Source organism: Streptomyces luteogriseus, from assembly GCF_014205055.1.
In the GTDB taxonomy this organism is placed as follows: domain Bacteria; phylum Actinomycetota; class Actinomycetes; order Streptomycetales; family Streptomycetaceae; genus Streptomyces; species Streptomyces luteogriseus.
In genome coordinates this window covers 591,015-606,806 of the sequence record NZ_JACHMS010000001.1, presented here as the reverse complement: position 1 = coordinate 606,806, position 15,792 = coordinate 591,015, and the positions used below count along the sequence as shown (strand labels likewise).

Annotated in this window: 16 protein-coding genes; 6 read left to right on the top strand and 10 right to left on the bottom strand. The window is 72.8% G+C overall.

Features of this window, described 5'->3' with window-relative positions; genetic code table 11:
• Positions 1-26: 26 nt before the first annotated feature.
• Positions 27-425 carry a nuclear transport factor 2 family protein gene (locus BJ965_RS02845; protein ID WP_184907200.1) on the bottom strand — a complete coding sequence of 133 codons (399 nt, stop codon included), beginning with the start codon at positions 423-425 and terminating at the stop codon, positions 27-29.
• Between the two features lie 69 nt (positions 426-494).
• On the opposite strand from BJ965_RS02845, the gene BJ965_RS02840 reads away from it, so the two are divergent.
• Together BJ965_RS02840 and BJ965_RS02835 are read left to right on the top strand one after the other, a co-directional pair.
• The gene (locus tag BJ965_RS02840; protein ID WP_184907199.1) at positions 495-1,058 is read left to right on the top strand and encodes a PadR family transcriptional regulator; all 564 of its coding nucleotides are present in this window, start codon (positions 495-497) and stop codon (positions 1,056-1,058) included.
• Between the two features lie 4 nt (positions 1,059-1,062).
• A complete protein-coding gene (locus BJ965_RS02835; protein WP_184907198.1) occupies positions 1,063-1,788 on the top strand; it encodes a class I SAM-dependent methyltransferase in 726 nt (241 codons plus the stop codon).
• 22 nt (positions 1,789-1,810) lie between these two features.
• Here the strand turns inward: BJ965_RS02835 and BJ965_RS02830 are convergent, their stop codons facing one another.
• The 8 genes from BJ965_RS02830 to BJ965_RS02795 all read right to left on the bottom strand — a co-directional run bounded on the left by BJ965_RS02830 (position 1,811) and on the right by BJ965_RS02795 (position 8,791).
• Entirely contained in the window at positions 1,811-2,632 is an 822-nt protein-coding gene (locus tag BJ965_RS02830) for an alpha/beta fold hydrolase (RefSeq protein WP_184907197.1), read from the bottom strand.
• A 55-nt stretch (positions 2,633-2,687) separates the two neighbouring features.
• Entirely contained in the window at positions 2,688-3,497 is an 810-nt protein-coding gene (locus BJ965_RS02825) for a GntR family transcriptional regulator (RefSeq protein ID WP_184907196.1), read from the bottom strand.
• Positions 3,498-3,627: 130 nt separating this feature from the next.
• Positions 3,628-4,794, bottom strand: a complete 1,167-nt coding sequence (locus tag BJ965_RS02820) for a serine hydrolase domain-containing protein (protein WP_184907195.1) — start codon at positions 4,792-4,794, stop codon at positions 3,628-3,630.
• 112 nt (positions 4,795-4,906) lie between these two features.
• Positions 4,907-5,875, bottom strand: coding sequence for an acetylxylan esterase (locus BJ965_RS02815; RefSeq protein ID WP_184907194.1), 969 nt, complete (start codon positions 5,873-5,875; stop codon positions 4,907-4,909).
• A gap of 239 nt (positions 5,876-6,114) precedes the next feature.
• Positions 6,115-6,696 (bottom strand): Rv1733c family protein, encoded by a 582-nt coding sequence (locus BJ965_RS02810; RefSeq protein ID WP_184907193.1) that lies wholly within the window; start codon positions 6,694-6,696, stop codon positions 6,115-6,117.
• A gap of 203 nt (positions 6,697-6,899) precedes the next feature.
• Entirely contained in the window at positions 6,900-7,655 is a 756-nt protein-coding gene (locus BJ965_RS02805; protein ID WP_184916687.1) for a ferredoxin reductase, read from the bottom strand.
• A gap of 7 nt (positions 7,656-7,662) precedes the next feature.
• Positions 7,663-8,268: a sulfite oxidase-like oxidoreductase gene (locus BJ965_RS02800; protein ID WP_184907192.1), complete on the bottom strand. Its 606-nt coding sequence runs from the start codon at positions 8,266-8,268 to the stop codon at positions 7,663-7,665.
• An 85-nt stretch (positions 8,269-8,353) separates the two neighbouring features.
• Positions 8,354-8,791, bottom strand: a complete 438-nt coding sequence (locus BJ965_RS02795) for a MarR family winged helix-turn-helix transcriptional regulator (RefSeq protein ID WP_184907191.1) — start codon at positions 8,789-8,791, stop codon at positions 8,354-8,356.
• A 272-nt stretch (positions 8,792-9,063) separates the two neighbouring features.
• Here BJ965_RS02795 and BJ965_RS02790 point away from each other — a divergent pair, with 272 nt between their 5' ends.
• On the top strand, positions 9,064-9,867 hold the full coding sequence (locus tag BJ965_RS02790) for a putative protein N(5)-glutamine methyltransferase (protein ID WP_184907190.1): 804 nt from the start codon (positions 9,064-9,066) through the stop codon (positions 9,865-9,867).
• Between the two features lie 12 nt (positions 9,868-9,879).
• On the opposite strand, the gene BJ965_RS02785 is transcribed toward BJ965_RS02790, so the two are convergent.
• The gene (locus BJ965_RS02785) at positions 9,880-11,958 is read right to left on the bottom strand and encodes a SpoIIE family protein phosphatase (protein WP_184907189.1); all 2,079 of its coding nucleotides are present in this window, start codon (positions 11,956-11,958) and stop codon (positions 9,880-9,882) included.
• A 249-nt stretch (positions 11,959-12,207) separates the two neighbouring features.
• On the opposite strand from BJ965_RS02785, the gene BJ965_RS02780 reads away from it, so the two are divergent.
• From BJ965_RS02780 to BJ965_RS02770, 3 genes are all read left to right on the top strand, one after another.
• A complete protein-coding gene (locus tag BJ965_RS02780) occupies positions 12,208-12,576 on the top strand; it encodes a hypothetical protein (protein WP_184916684.1) in 369 nt (122 codons plus the stop codon).
• Positions 12,577-13,119: 543 nt separating this feature from the next.
• The gene (locus BJ965_RS02775) at positions 13,120-15,135 is read left to right on the top strand and encodes an FAD-dependent oxidoreductase (protein WP_184907188.1); all 2,016 of its coding nucleotides are present in this window, start codon (positions 13,120-13,122) and stop codon (positions 15,133-15,135) included.
• A 28-nt stretch (positions 15,136-15,163) separates the two neighbouring features.
• A complete protein-coding gene (locus tag BJ965_RS02770; RefSeq protein WP_184907187.1) occupies positions 15,164-15,760 on the top strand; it encodes a PadR family transcriptional regulator in 597 nt (198 codons plus the stop codon).
• Positions 15,761-15,792: the final 32 nt, after the last annotated feature.

Sequence of the window (15,792 nt, the reverse complement as noted above, 5' to 3'; positions counted from 1 at the left end):
CGGAAACGGATCTCCGGAGGTGTCGCTCAGTTCGAGTGGGTGCGCGCCTCCTCGGCGATCCGCTCGAACTGCGCGCCCATGGCCGCCGCGAGGGCCTGGGCCCCCGACAACGGGCGCACCATCACCGTGAATTCGTCGATGAGACCGTGCTCGTCGAGATGGATGAAGTCGCAGCCGTTGATCTCCCGGTCGCCCATGCGCGCGGTGAAGACCAGGGCGTGGTCGCGGCCGTTCACGTCGTTGATCTCGCGCACGTAGCGGAAGTCCTGGAAGACCTCGGAGACGGCGCGCAGGATCGCCGCGGTGATCGCCTTCCCGGCGTACGGCTTGAACACGACCGGGCTGGTGAAGACGACGTCCGGCGCCAGCAGCGCCACGGCGGCGTCGAGGTCGAGCTTCTCGACCGCCTCACGGAATGCACGCATCGAAACCGCCTTGGTCAATTTGTTGAATAGGTGTGGAGTAGATTAGTCAACCGTTGATACGGTGTCCACATGTCTCTCAAGTACGCCGTTCTCGCGGCGCTCCTGGAGGGCGAGGCCTCGGGCTACGAGCTGTCGAAGGTCTTCGACGTGTCGCTGGCCAACTTCTGGGCCTCGACCCCGCAGCAGCTCTACCGCGAACTGGAGCGCCTCGCGCAGGACGGCCTGATCGAGGCCAGGGTGGTGCGCCAGGAGCGGCGTCCCGACAAGCGCATGTTCACGCTGACCGAGGCGGGCCGCGAGGACCTGCGCTCGTTCGCCGACACGCCGCCCCGGCGGCCCACCGCCATCCGCGACGAACTCCTCATCAAGATCCAGGCCATGGACGGCGTGGACCCGGACGCGACCCGTGCGCTGGTCGAGGAACGCGAGGCGTGGGCCCGCGGCAAGCTCGCCCGCTACCGGCGGCTGCGCGAGCGCCTCCTGGCCGGCCGCAGCGAGGAGGAGTACCTCCGGGAGACCGACCGCGTCGGCCCGTACCTCACCCTGATGGGAGGCATCGGCTTCGAGGAGGAGAACCTCCGCTGGTGCGAGCGCGTACTCACCGTCCTGAAGCAGCGGACTCCCCTAGGCTGAGCCGATGTTCAGCCCCGAAGGTCCCAGCCTGCGTGAACTCGCCGTCCAGGCGCTGTCGTCCGTCGAACGCGGCTACGACCTCCTCGCGCCGAAGTTCGACCACACGCCCTTCAGGACACCCGACGCGGTCCTCGACGCCGTCGGGTCGGCGCTGCGGCGGACGGGGCCCTTCGACGCCGGGCTCGACCTGTGCTGCGGCACCGGCGCGGGCGTCGGGGTACTGGAGCGGGTCTGCCGGGAGCGGGTCACCGGCGTCGACTTCAGCGCGGGCATGCTCGACGTCGCCCGGGAGCGCGTGCGGACGCGGGGCCCGCGGATCTCCTGGGTCCGGGCCGACGCCCGGGCCCTGCCCTTCGCCCCCGCCTTCGACCTGGTGGTGAGCTTCGGGGCCTTCGGTCACTTCCTGCCCCGCGAACTGCCCGGGCTGTTCGCACAGGTCCGGTCCGTCCTGCGGCCAGGCGGCTGTTTCGCGTTCCCGCTGGTCGCACCGCCCCGCCCGGGCTCCCTCGGCTACTGGACGCTGCTCGGCTTCGACACCGTGATGCGGGTGCGCAACACGCTCTGGCGGCCTGAGTTCGTCATGTACTACCGCGCGTTCCGTCTCGGGGACGTACAGCGCGAACTCGCGGAAGCCGGTTTCGGGGTGGAGCTCCAGCCGCTCCCGGAGTTCGGGCGGCGGCCGGACGGCGGCCCCCGGGTGCGGCTCGTCATGGCCCGGCTGCCGGGTTAGGCCCTGGTGCCGAGGGTGCTCGTCAGCCGCGCAGGAAGTTCAGCAGATCGTCGTTGAACGCCTTCTCGAAGTCGCCGACCAGGCCGTGCGGGGCGCCCGGATACACCTTCAGCGTCGCGTCCTTGACGAGCTGGGAGGTGCGGTGGGCCGAGGCGGCGATCGGCACGATCTGGTCGTCGTCCCCGTGTGCGACGAGCGTCGGCACGTCGATGCGCCGCAGGTCCTCCGTGAAGTCGGTCTCCGAGAACTGCGCGACACAGTCGTAGGCGCCCTTCAGGCCGGCCTGCATGCTCCACATCCAGAACGCCCGCCGCACGCCCTCCGACACGGCGGCGCCGGGCCGGTTGAAGCCGTAGAAGGCCTCGCTCAGCTCCCAGTAGAACTGCGAGCGGTCCGCCGCGACCCCGGCGCGGATCCCGTCGAAGGCGTCCTTCGGTGTGCCCTCCGGGTTGGCCTCCGTCCGCAGCATCAGCGGCGGCACCGCACCGAGCAGCACGACCTTGGCCACCCGCGCGGTCCCGTGCCGCCCGATGTAGCGGGCCACCTCGCCGCCGCCGGTCGAATGGCCCACCAGGACCGCGTCGGTGAGGTCCAGTGCCTCGATCAGCTCGGCCAGGTCGTCGGCGTACCGGTCCATGTGGTTGCCTTGCCACGGCTGGTCCGAGCGGCCGTGTCCGCGGCGGTCGTGCGCGATCGCCCGGAAGCCGTGCTCGGCGACCAGCCGGGCCTGCCCGTCCCACGCGTCCGCGTTGAGGGGCCAGCCGTGGCTGAAGACCACGGGCTGCCCCGTGCCCCAGTCCTTGTAGTAGAGCTCGGTTCCGTCGGAGGTCGTGAAGGTGGTCATGGGGATCCTCTCGGGGGTCGCCTGGGGGAGCCGTGCCGTGTCTCGATGATCTCCGTCATCTCCGGGAACCCGCGTCGGCAGCCCGCCGAACGGGTGATGGGCCACGGTCGGCCGCGGTTGCCGCGGCGCGGCCCGGCAGAGTGAACTCGTAGACCAGCGCGTCCTGTTGGGTGTCCACCACGAGATCGGTGATCTCCAGCGGGCGGGCGTACTGGTCGTGCACCTGCCGGGTGACCCGTACCGACGGGGCGCTCGCGGGTCGCGTGATGGTGTCACGGTGGTGCAGGGTCAGCCCGGCCCGGCGCATCCAGTCGTAGGCCCGGCGCAGCTGCGCGGCGGCGGTGCCGTCGGCGCGGTCGCGGTAGCGTGCCAGCTCCTCCACCTCCGCCAGTGCCACGGCGGAGAACGATGTCACCGCGGTCCGCCGGCCCTGTCCGTCGGCGGTCGCGTAGCGGTAGCGGTGGATCAGGGTCGGGCGGCCGGGGGCCAGCCCCAGGGCGTCGGCGTGGTGCGGCGGGGGAGCCTCCCAGGTGACGGTGGCGCGGGCGACACTGCCCGGGGCCGCGGACCCGGCGCCGACCGGGAAGGCGAGCGACGCCGGGGTCTCGACCGGAAGGCCGGGCAGGGTGGCGTGGCTGCCGCGCCGGTCGGTGGTGACCAGGCCGTCGCGGCGAAGCAGCTCCAGCGACTGCCGTACGGTCTCCCGGCTGACCCCCAGGTGACCGGCCAGTCGCCTTTCGCTCGGCAGGCGTTCACCGGGCGGGATGGTGCCGTCGCGCAGCTCGCCGAGCAACTCCGTCGCGATCCGGCGGTACAGGGGCTCTCCGTCGGCCGGCGGGGGGTCGTGCGGGGTGGTGCGGGCCATGCCGCCCCTCCAGTGGGTGACGTTCGGTAGCCGTTCGGGCTCGGTGCGCCACCAGATCTAGCATTGGTCTAAACCAGCTGGGAAGGGCGGCCGGGCGGTTCGGCCGAAACCGGCCCGCCCGCGCCCGCCCTCACAGTGCGCCGTACAGGGCGTCGACCAGGGTCGTGTTCCGCGGGTCGTTGGCGATGTGAGGCCCCATCCGGTTCATCACATAGCCCAGGGACACCCCCGCCTCCGGGTCGGCGAGCCCGCAGGAGCCGCCGAAGCCGTCGTGTCCGAAAGCGCGCGGGTTGGGCCCGTACGAGCCGTCGGGGCCGCTGAGCCACAGCCCGAGCCCCACCTCGGTCTCGTGCTCGAACCCTGCGCCGAGCACCAGATCCCGGCAGCCGCCCTGCCCCTCGCGCACCCGCTCGGCCGCCTCGGGGGACAGCACGCGATGCCCCCCGTACGCCCCGCGCCCCGCGAAGACGCCGTACAGGGCGGCGACCGCACGCGCGGTGCCGTGCCCGTTCGCCGCGGGAATCTCGGCGGCCCGCCACCCGGGAGTGCAGGCCCCGGCGGCGGACACCGCCGGGTTCGTCAGCGCGGCGATGGCCGCGGGCGCCAACCGGGCGAAGACAGCAGCCTGTTCGCTGCTCGCCGTGACCGCCGGCTGGACCAGCTCGGCCGCCCTGCCGTAGTCCCGCTCCGGCAGGCCGATGTGGAAGTCGATGCCGAGCGGCCCGGTCACCTCCCGCGCCAGGAAGGCCCCCGGCCGCAGCCCCGAGACCCGCCGTACGACCTCGCCGACCAGATGGCCGTAGGTCAGCGCGTGGTAGCCGGACCGGGTGCCCGGTTCCCACCAGGGCTCGGTCGCGGCGAGCCGCTGCGTGGTCAGCTCCCAGTCGAAGAGCTGCTCCAGCGAGTGCGGCTCCCGCAGGCCGGCCAGACCGGCGCGGTGGGACAGCAGATGCCGTACGAGGACCTTCTCCTTGCCCGCCGCGGCGAACTCTGGCCAGTACGCGGCCACCGGCGCGTCCAGGTCCAGCAGCCCCCGGTCGGCGAGGATGTGCGCGCACAGCGCCACCGGCCCCTTGGTCGTGGACCACACGTTGACCAGCGTGTCCCGCTCCCAGGGCCGCGAGCGCGCCGCGTCCGCCCAGCCGCCCCACAGATCCACCACGGTCTCGCCGCCGACGGTGACGGCCACCGCGGCGCCCAGCTCGCCCCGCTCCCTGAAGTTCTCCTCGAACGCCTTGCGTACCGCGGTGAACCGCGGATCGCAGTGACCGTGCACCTGTGTCTCGTTTCCGGACATGAGCCCCCTCCGCCGACGGTCTTCGGCCCGGGCCGCTGTGCCGCGGTCCGGGCGCGATGAACGTACCGACTGGTCGGACCGGGAGGAAGCCCGCCGGGTGTGAACGGCCGGATCAGATGTACGAGCGCATCCAGCGCAGCTTGGCCGCCTGCTGGAAGGGGCCGCCGCCCTCGTGGTCGTTGAAGTCGTAGACCTCGATCGACTTGTCCTCGTGGTCCCAGGCGTTGAAGGCCGCGAAGACGGTCGACGGCGGGCAGGTCTGGTCCTCCAGGGCGGCCGAGAAGAGCGCGGGGGCGCGCCCACGGGCGGCGAAGTGGACGCCGTCGAAGTAGGACACCGTGCGCAGGGCGTCCTCGGTGCGGCCGCGGTGCGTCTTGAGGTAGAGGCCGATCTCGCGGTACGGGTGCCGGTCGGTGATCGTCGCCGCGCGCGGGAAGTCGCACAGGAACGGCACGTCCGGCGCGATGCCCGCCAGGTCCGGAACCAGTCCGCCCACCGCGATGGTGATGCCGCCGCCCTGGCTGGAACCGACGGCCACCGTGCGCGCCGGGTCGGTGAGGGGGTGCGAGCGGGCCGCCTCGACGGCACGCACCGCGTCCGTGTAGACCCGGCGGTAGTAGTAGTTCTCCGGGGCGTCGATGCCGCGGGTCATGAAACCGGGGTACGCGGGCGCCCCGCCCACCGGGTCCGCGGTGCCGCCGCCTCCGCCCCAGGCGCAGCCCTGTCCGCGGGTGTCCATCACGAAGTGCGCCCGGCCCGAGGACGCCCACAGCAGGTGTTCGTGGGGCAGTCCGCGCCCGCCGCCGTAGCCGATGAACTCCACGACCAGCGGCAGCGGGCCCTCGGCCCCGGCCGGGAGGGTCAGCCAGCCCTTGACCGGATGCCCGCCGAAGCCGGCGTACGTCACGTCGAACACCTGGACGGTGGTCAGGCCCGTGTCGACCGGTTCGAAGCGGGCGTCCAGATCGTGCCGACGGGCCTCCTGCAGAGTCTCGGACCAGAAGGCGTCGAAGTCGTCGGGCTCTGTGGCCGCGCTGCGGTATTCGCGGAGTTCGTCGAGAGGAAGGTCGAACAGGGCCATGCAGGACCGCCTTGGGTCAGGAGCAGCTACGGGGGAAAGCGGATGATCACACTACGTGGGTGGTCGGAGGACTGGCCAGGTCCTGTTCGGCTCTGCCTCCGGTCCGCTGCCCCTCGGGGCGGGCGAAGTGCTGGTCACAGCCGTGGAAGGGTGATCACGGAGGAGGGCGGAGGGCGCAGGTGGTCGGGTCACCTGGCGTTCACCGGTCTGCGCCGTCCCCGGGGCACCGGCCCCGGACCTCATGCGCGGCGGTGCGTCCACTCCGGCTCGGTACGGGCCCACGCCCGGTCCCACTCCGCCATCCGGCGCCGCAGTGCCACCCGGCGTACCAAGGAGTGGCCGAAGAGCACCACGAGCACCGCACCGCCCGTGGCGCAGGTCCCGATGGCGAGGGTGTGCTGCCAGACCGCCGACCCGTCCACGGGCGGCAGCACACTCCGTCCCTGGTCGTCCAACCAGACGTCCACGACCTCACCCCGGCGGGTGTCCGCGGGGACCCGCGTCGTCGTGGTGCGCGTGGCGCCGCCCGGCTCGGTCCAGTGCACCGTCGCCCGGTACGCGCGCTGCCCGCCGGCCTGCACCGACGGCAACGAGTCGGTGGTGGCGACCACCTCCGCCCGGACGCGATGCCGCTCGGCCCGCTGCTCCGCGGAGACCGACCGTGCCTCGTCATGGGCCCACCAGGCGGCGGCCGCCCCGGCCAGCGGCGCCCCCACGAGGACGAGGACGGCGACCACCAGCACCGTCCACGCTTCGACGACATCCGACCGGCGTCGCAGCGGACTGCGCCGCCAACGCCAGCCACGCACCCGGGTACGCATGTCCACCTCCTCGCCGTCACCGCGGCCGGAGGGCCGGACCGGCCGTGCGGTGCGCCACCGCTCCCTCCGCATCACGCCACGCGTGCGAGTGCCTCCCTGGAGGGGGTACCCCCTCCGGCGCACATCGATCGCTCCAGGGTCGTATGCACGGCAGGAGCCCGCCCCGCGGCTGGGTGCCCGGGGCGACCGCGACGAAACCGGGGTCAGCCGAAACGTTCGATGCGGATCCGGTGCACCGGCTGACCGGCCGTCACGAGCAGCCTGGAGGCGTGCTCGGCGAAGGAGTTGGAACCGCACACATAGGCCTCCCACCCACCCGAGGGCTGCTCGGCCAGGAGCGGCGCCACATGTGCGGCCGCCATACGTCCGACCGTCGCCCCCGCAGGCGCGCTCCGTGTGAAGACAGGCGTCGTCTCCGCGCCCAACTCCCGCGCGTAGATGAGCTCCTGGGGGCTGCGCGCGGACACCACCAGCCGCAGCGGCACGGCCAGGTTCCGAGCCCGGTGGTGCCGGATCATCGACATCAGCGGTACGACTCCGGAACCGGCGCCGACGAGCAGCGCGGGCCGGTCGCCCGGCCAGGCGAAGAAGCCGCTCACCGGGCCCCGCACCTCGACCCGGTCGCCGGGCCGGGCGACGGTGTGGAACCAGCCCGAGACCTCGCCGCCCTCGACGTGGTCCAGGGTCAGCTCGACATGGCCGGAGTCGTCGGGCGCGGACGCGATCGAGTAGTGCCGCTGGGCCGCGTAGCCGTCCTCGGCGGTCAGCCGCACCATCAGGTGCTGGCCGGGCAGGTGGCCCGGCCAGCCGGGCACTGCGAGCCGGAAGGTGGCGGCGCGGGGAGTCTCGCGGCGGATCTCGGTGACCGTGGCGGTCTGCCACTCGGAGGCGGCCTGCTCGTTCACGGCGATGCGCCCGGGCACGGCGAACCGTGTCGGAGGCACGAAGGCCTGTGTCAGTGCGGTCTCAGTCACCGGAGTACCTCTGCTCCTCCCACGGGTTGCCCCGCTCGTGATAGCCGTTCTGCTCCCAGAAGCCCGGCTCGTCGTGGTCGAGGATCCGCAGGCCGGCGATCCACTTGGCGCTCTTCCAGAAGTACAGGTGCGGCACCACCAGCCGCGCCGGGCCGCCGTGCTCGGGGGCGAGGGGCCTGCCGTCGTACTCCCATGCGATCCAGGCGCGCCCGCCGGTCAGGTCGGACAAGGGGAGGCTCGTGGTGTAGCCGGTGTGGGAGTAGGCGACGGCATGGGTGGCCGACCCATGGGGCCGGACCACGTCCAGGAACGCGTCCAGGGACACGCCGGTGAACCGCACCCCGAACTTCGACCAGCTCGTCACACAGTGGATGGCGCCCTCGTACGCCGACGGGGGCAGCCGGTGTGCCTCGTCCCAGTCCCAGGTGCGGGGCTCGGCCACCAGCCCGTCGACGCGGAAGGTCCAGTCGGCGGGTGCCAGCTCGGGGGTGACCTCGGCGGACAGGACGGGCCAGTCGTCGCCCGCGTCGTACTGGCCGGGTGGCAGACCGGGGCCGGCGACGCGCGGGCGGCCGGTGAAGCCTCGGGTGATGTGCATGCGGTGGTGCCTCCGGGCCGGTCCGACGGTGCCCGCCGGGCCGGGTGATCAGTGATTGCCTATTCAACCGTACGGGGAGTGCGGCCTACTCCTCCCGGCCGGGGCCGCGCCAGGCGTTGTAGCGCACGAGGTACTCGGCGAACCGGCTCAGGTCCTCCGCCGGCCAGTCGGCGAGGCGCTCCCGGAAGGCCGCCCGCCGGCTCTCGGTGACCTGGGCCAGGATGTGCCGCCCGGCCCGCGTCAGGTGCAGCACCTGGACGCGCTGGTCCGTGGTGTCGGGGCGTCGCTCGATGAGGCCGGCGCGCTCCAGGGCGGCCACCTGGCGGCTGACGGTGGACTTGTCCAGGGCGTAGTGGGTGGCCAGGTCGGTGGCGCGGCAGCCGCCGACCTCCTCCAGATGCCCGAGCAGCGTGTACGACACCAGCGACAGCTCGGGGTGCATCCGGCCCGCGGCGGCCCGGGCGCGACGGGCGAAGACCGTCATCTCCCGCTGGATGGTCTCGACGGCGTCGGCGGTGTGCACGGGACCTCCCTCACCACGGTGCTGCTCTCTCCCTCCATGGTTGCATGCCCCAACCACCCGCCCGGACGGTGTCACCGTCGCCGTGCCCGTCGGCCGACCCGTCGGGGTAGGGTTGTCGTCCGGCCGGGCAGGGGCCCGGTCACCGGAAGCCGAGGAGGTGAGACCCATTACCGCTGTGTCAGTTCGGGTGCTCTCCTCTCGACGTCGCGCGGATCGCCGGTCGTAGGCGATCGCCGGAGCGCCCTTCGGTTCCCGAAAGGCTCTGGGCTTCCATGCCGTCTGTGTCCGCCGTCCCCCCTTCCACACCGTCCTCCCGTGACTCCGTCGTCGCCGCCCTGCGCACCGCGGGATGCGTCTTCGCCGAGGACGAGGCCGAGTTGATCCTCGCCACCGCGCGCACCCCGGCCGAGACCGCCGCCATGGTCGAGCGCCGCGTCGCCGGCCTGCCTCTCGAACACGTCGTCGGCTGGGCCGAGTTCCGGGGCCTGCGCATCGCCGTCGCGCCGGGCGTCTTCGTGCCCCGCCGGCGCACCGAGTTCCTGGTGGAACAGGCCCTCGAGCGGGCGCCCGGGACCGGGGCCGTCGTGGACCTGTGCTGCGGTTCGGGCGCCGTGGGAGCGGCGCTGGCCGCCGCGCTCGGCCCCGTCGAACTGCACGCCGCCGACATCGATCCCGTCGCCGTGCGGTGCGCCCGCGGCAACATCGCCGCCGTCGGCGGTCAGGCACACCAGGGCGATCTGTTCGAGGCGCTGCCCCCCGCGCTGCGCGGCCGCGTCGGCATCCTCGCGGCCAACGTGCCCTACGTGCCGAGCGACGAGATCGGCCTGCTGCCGCAGGAGGCCAGGGACCACGAGCCGCTCGTCGCGCTCGACGGCGGCACGGACGGCCTCGACGTCCTGCGCCGGGTCGCGGCCGAGGCGCCCCGCTGGCTCGCCCCCGGCGGCAGCGTCCTGATGGAGACGAGCCGGCACCAGGCCCCGACCGCGGTGGCCGCCCTCGAACGCCATGGCCTGGAGACACGGCTGGCCGTGTCGGAGGAGCTGTACGCCCACGTGGTGACCGGCGTGAGGCCATAGGCCCTCGGGCCCTCACTCCGGTGTGGTCACCCGTGCGATGAGCAGGGCCACGTCGTCGAAGTTGTCCGGCTCGTGCAGCGTGCGCAGCAGCAGGTCGCAGACGTCCTCCAGCGGCCGGTCGGGCCCTTCGAGCAGCGACAGCAGCGTGTCGAGCCGTTCGTCGAGGGGGTCGCGCCGGGTCTCGACGAGGCCGTCGGTGTAGAACACCAGCCGGTCGCCTGGCTCCAGGTCGACGGTGGTCGTCGAGAAGGCGACACCGCCCACGCCGAGCGGCACCCCGGTCGGCAGATCGAGCAGCTCCGGCGCCCGGCCGGGCCGGACTCGCACCGGCGGCAGGTGGCCGGCGTTGGCGATCCGGCACTGCCGCAGATGCGGGTCGTGAACGGCGTAGACGCAGGTGGCGATGGCCTGCTCCAGCCCTGCGGTGATCCTGTCGAGGTGCTCCAGGAGCACATGCGGATCGAGGTCGAGGGAGGCGAGGGTGTTGGTCGCCGTCCGCAGCCGCCCCATGGCCGCCGCCGCGGGAATGCCGCTGCCCATCACATCGCCCACGACGAGCGCCGTCTTGCCGCCGTCCAGCGGGATCACGTCGAACCAGTCGCCCCCGACCTCGCTCGTGGCCCCGGCCGGCTGGTAGCGGGAGGCGACCTCCAGACCGCCCGTCACCGGCGGATGGCTGGGCAGCAGACTGCGCTGGAGCGTGAGCGCGGTCTCGCGGGCGCTCTGGTACCAGCGGGCGTTGTCGATCTGTACGGCGGCCCGGGCGGCCAGCTCGCGCGCCAGCAGCAGGTCGTCGTCGCTGAACGGCAGCGGATTGCGGGTGCGCTTGAGGTCCAGGGCCCCCAGCACCTCGCCCCGCGCGATCAGCGGCACCGCCAGATACGAGTGCACCCCGGCCCGCCCCAGCAGCTCGGCCGCCTCGGAGGAACGGGCGATGCGGTCCAGGTCCTCGTCCTTGACCTCCGGCAGCATCACGGGGCTCGCGGTGCGCACGCACTGGGTGACGAGCCGGTCGGAGGCGTACCGGGCGACCTGCCCGGGAGGGTCGGCCGCCTCCAGGGCTTCTGCGGAGTCGTACCCCTGCACCGCCAGTGCGCGGATCACGGCTGACTCGGCGGGGCCCAGGCTGGTGCGGCGGCCCTGCACCACCGCGTCCAGCAGGTCGACGGCAGCGATGTCGGCCAGCTCCGGCACGGCCACCTCGGCCAGCTCACGGGCCGTGCGGTCCAGGTCCAGCGTGGTGCCGATCCGGCCCGAGGCATCGGCGATCAGGGCCAGCCGCCGGCGCGCGGCCTCGGCCTCGATGCCGGCCCGGTACTGCTCGGTGACGTCGACGATCGAGACGGCCACGCCCAGTACGGTCCCGAAGGCGTTCTCCAGCCGGTACAGCGAGACCGACCAGGCATGGTCCTGGTGCGGGTCGGCCGGGGTGCGGCCGATCGTGGACTGGTCGACGACCGGTGTGCCCGTCTGCAGCACCCGGCGCGTGGCGGTCTCCAGGGCGTCGACGTCCATCCGCGGCACCACCTCGCGGACTGTGCGGCCCAGGTGCTCATCGGCCGGGACGCCGTTGATCTCCTCCAGCGCCTTGTTGACGGAGACGTACCGCAGCTCGGTGTCCAGCACGGCCAGCCCGATGGGGGACTGCGCGATCATCCGCGTCGACAGCGCCACCTCGCGCTCCAGCCGGTGCACGGTGCCCTGGTCGGCGCACAGCCCCAGCGCGTAGACGTCGCCCTGGTCGTCCAGCAGCCGCATGTTGCGGAACTCCACCAGCCGGGTGCTGCCGTCCTTGCGGCGGATCGGGAACGCCCCGGCCCAGCTCTGCCCGGTGCCCATGACGTCGGCGAACAGCTTGACCACGAGGTCGACGTGCTGCTCGTGGACCATGATGCGGGCGGCGTACTGCCCGAGCGCCTCCCGTGCCTCGTACCCGAACAGCTCCTCCGCCTGCGGGCTCCACAGCACGATGCGGCCCTCGGCGTCCAGGACCACCGAGGCCACGCGCAGCACGTCGAGCAGACCGCTCGGGCGCGCCGACCCGCGCACCGGACCGTCGCCCGCGGACTCGGGAGACCCGGCTGCACTCATCCCACGCCCCGCCTTCGCCGTCCTCGCGGCACGCCGTCGTGTGCCGACACCCCATGTTCTACCGCGCGGAGCCGTTCCCGAAGGCCCCTTCCGTCACCTTCCACCATCTCCCAACACGGCGTGGGCCGCCCCGCAAAACCGCCGCCGGGAGAAGGGCGCCGCCGGTAGTGCTCGCCGGAAGGTGGTGCTTTGCTGGGGTAGGGGCGGATACGGCATCCGGTGGTCTCGAGAGGAGCGATCACGATGGCGATGAACCACGAGCGACCGCACCCCCACTCCGTCTCGGTGGAGATCAGCGGGTGCAGCAAGCAGGACGCCCGGATCGTGTTCGACGCGCTGTGCTCCTGCTTCGAGTCCGACCGGTGTGCCGACGACGTGCCCGAGGAACTGCACGAGACCCGCCCGACCGTATGGCTCGGCACCTTCGACGTCGCCGACGAGCACGAGGGCTCGCGACCGGTGCATCTGGCGTCCTCCGTCGACGCCGACCTGCACGGCGGCTACTGGGCGATCGAACGGTTCCGCACGACCCTGGACTCCCTGTTCGACGTGCACGACCTGAGTACCGTCTCCGGAGACCAGGAGAAGGAGCTGCACGTCCGGCTGCAGAGCCGGTGAGCGCTCGTCACCTCGTCAGCGGGTCGAGGACGGCCGGTACGGCGCCCGGCTCGCTCATCGCGCGCGGACAGGGCCCGGGCGGCGGTGAGCGAGCCGCCGAAGCACGGCGTGGGGCGGATGTCCCCGCCGGTCTCGCACCCGCCCGGGAGGGCGGAGAACCCCGCACGACCGTGGCGATAGGCCGTCGTGAGTTCGGCGACAGTGGGAATCCCCGGCTCGCCCCGGACAGTGGGCCCGCTCCCGGCAGTCCTACGAGGTGCGCGGCCCGCTGACACCGGGCCGACCAGAGCACGGCGCGCGACCCGGAGTGCCCCGACGTCCCGTGCACGGCGATCCCGGCCCGCCTCAGCCCGTGCCCACCGACCACGACCTCGTCGAGCCCCGGTGGCCGATCAGCCGGCCCGCGAGGTCCACCCCGAGGTCGGCGGCCCAAGGCCGCTGGTCCTGGCCCTCCTGTGCCCTCCATCACCTTGTGCAACTAGTTGCATAAACGGTCGGTCGTCCTCTACAACTACAGGCACGACACCGCGCACGGAGGGCCCGATGAGCCGATACCCGCACCTGCTGACCCCCCTCGACCTGGGCTTCACGACCCTGCCCAACCGGGTCCTCATGGGCTCCATGCACGTCGGCCTGGAGGAGGCCGAGGGCGGCTTCGCGCGCATGGCCGCCTTCTACGCCGCCCGCGCCCGCGGGGGAGTGGGCCTGATCGTCACCGGCGGCATCGCCCCCAACGACGAGGGGCGGCCCTACGAGGGCGGCGCCAAGCTCACCACCGAGGAAGAGGCCGAGCAGCACCGGGTCATCACCGACGCCGTGCACCGCGAAGGCGGGCGGATCGCGATGCAGATCCTGCACTTCGGCCGGTACGCCTACCACAAGGACCTCGTCGCGCCGAGCCCGGTCCAGGCGCCGATCAGCCCCTTCCCGCCCCGCGAACTCACCGACGCCGACATCGAGCGGACGATCGACGACTACGCCCGTGCCGCCCGCCTCGCCCGGCAGGCCGGCTACGACGGCGTCGAGATCATGGGCTCCGAGGGCTACCTCATCAACGAGTTCATCGCCTTGCAGACCAACCACCGCACGGACGGATGGGGCGGCTCCTACGAGAACCGCACGCGCTTCCCGCTGGAGATCGTGCGCCGGGTGCGCGAGGCGGTCGGCGAGGACTTCATCGTCATCTACCGGCTGTCCATGCTCGACCTCGTCCCGGGCGGCTCGACCCTCGACGAGGTCGTCACCCTCGCCAAGGCCGTCGAGGCCGCCGGAGCGACGATCATCAACACCGGCATCGGCTGGCACGAGGCCCGCATCCCCACCATCGCGACCTCCGTGCCGCGCGGCGCGTACACCTGGGTGACCAAGCGGCTCATGGGCGAGGTGTCCGTGCCCCTCGTCACCACCAACCGCATCAACACCCCCGAACTCGCCGAGGAACTGCTCGCCGAGGGCGTCGCCGACATGGTGTCGATGGCCCGCCCGATGCTCGCCGACCCGGACTTCGTCACCAAGGCCGCAGCCGGCCGCCCCGAGGCGATCAACACCTGCATCGGCTGCAACCAGGCCTGCCTCGACCACACCTTCAGCGGCCTGATCACCTCCTGCCTGGTCAACCCGCGCGCCTGCCACGAGACCGAGCTCGTGCTCTCCCCGACCCGGCTGCGCAAGCGCGTCGCGGTCGTCGGCGCCGGCCCGGCCGGCCTCGCCTGCGCGGTCTCCGCCGCCGAGCGCGGGCACGAGGTGACCCTGTTCGACGCGGCGAGCGAGATCGGCGGCCAGCTCAACGTCGCCCGCAAGGTCCCGGGCAAGCAGGAATTCGACGAGACGCTGCGCTACTTCCGCACCCAGCTCGACTGGCACGGCGTCGACATCCGCTTGAACACCCTGGTCACGGCGGCGGACGTCGACGGTTTCGACGAGGTCGTCGTCGCCACCGGCGTCACCCCGCGCATTCCCGAGATCCCCGGCGTCGACCACCCGAGCGTCGTCGGCTACCTCGACGTCCTGCGCGACGGCGCCCCCGTCGGCGACCGGGTCGCGATCCTCGGCGCGGGTGGCATCGGCTTCGACGTCGCCGAGTTCCTCACCGACGGCGGAGACAAGGCCCACGAGGACCCGGCGACGTACTTCCGCCAGTGGGGCGTCGACATGGACTACACCGGCCCCGGAGGCCTCGCCGCGCCCGAGCGGCCCGCCCCGCCGCGCACCGTCCACCTGCTCCAGCGCAAGACGTCCAAGGTCGGCGCCGGCCTCGGCAAGACCACCGGCTGGATCCACCGCACCGAGCTCAAGCACCGCGGCGTCACCATGGTCCCGGGCGCGAGCTACGACCGGATCGACGACGCCGGACTCCACATCACCGTCGGCGAGGAGAGCACGGTCCTCGAGGTCGACACGATCGTGCTGTGCACGGGCCAGGAGCCGCGCCGCGGCCTGTACGAGGAGCTGCTCGCCGCCGGGCGCAGCACACACCTCATCGGCGGTGCCGACGTGGCCGCCGAGCTGGACGCCAAGCGCGCCATCAAGCAGGGCACGGAGCTGGCGGCCGCGCTGTAGTGCGGTGACGCGTCCCTAGGATGAGGCCATGTCACTCCCGCACGCGATCCTCACCGCCCTGCTCGAGAAGAAGTCCTCGGGCCTGGAGCTGACCCGCCGGTTCGACCGGTCGATCGGCTACTTCTGGTCGGCGACGCACCAGCAGATCTACCGCGAGCTGGGGAAACTGGAGGCCGACGGCCTCATCCGGGCACTGCCGTCCGAACAGCCGGCCCGGGGGCAGAAGAAGAGCTACGAGGTCCTGCCGGCGGGCCGCGCCGAACTGGCCCGCTGGACCTCCGCCTCCCAGGACCCCAAGCCGCACCGCGACGCGCTGCTGCTGCGGCTCAGGGCGGCGGCCGTGGTCGGCACGGCGGGCCTGGAGGCGGATCTGCGGCGCCATCTGGAGCTGCACGAACGGCAGCTGGCGGAGTACGAGGAGATCGAGAAGCGCGACTTCCCGCCCGGCCGGGACGGCGCCGAGGTCCGGCTGCGGCACCTCGTGCTGCGGGCCGGCATCGACCTGGAGACCTTCTGGACCCAGTGGCTCCGGCGCGCCCTCGCGGACTTCGCCGAACTCCCGGACGCCGGACGGGCCGAGCCGGCCGGGCCGGTGGCGGGCCCGTCCGGACCTGTCACGGATTGAGTGCGGTCCGGCGCGGTCACGGCATGACGGCG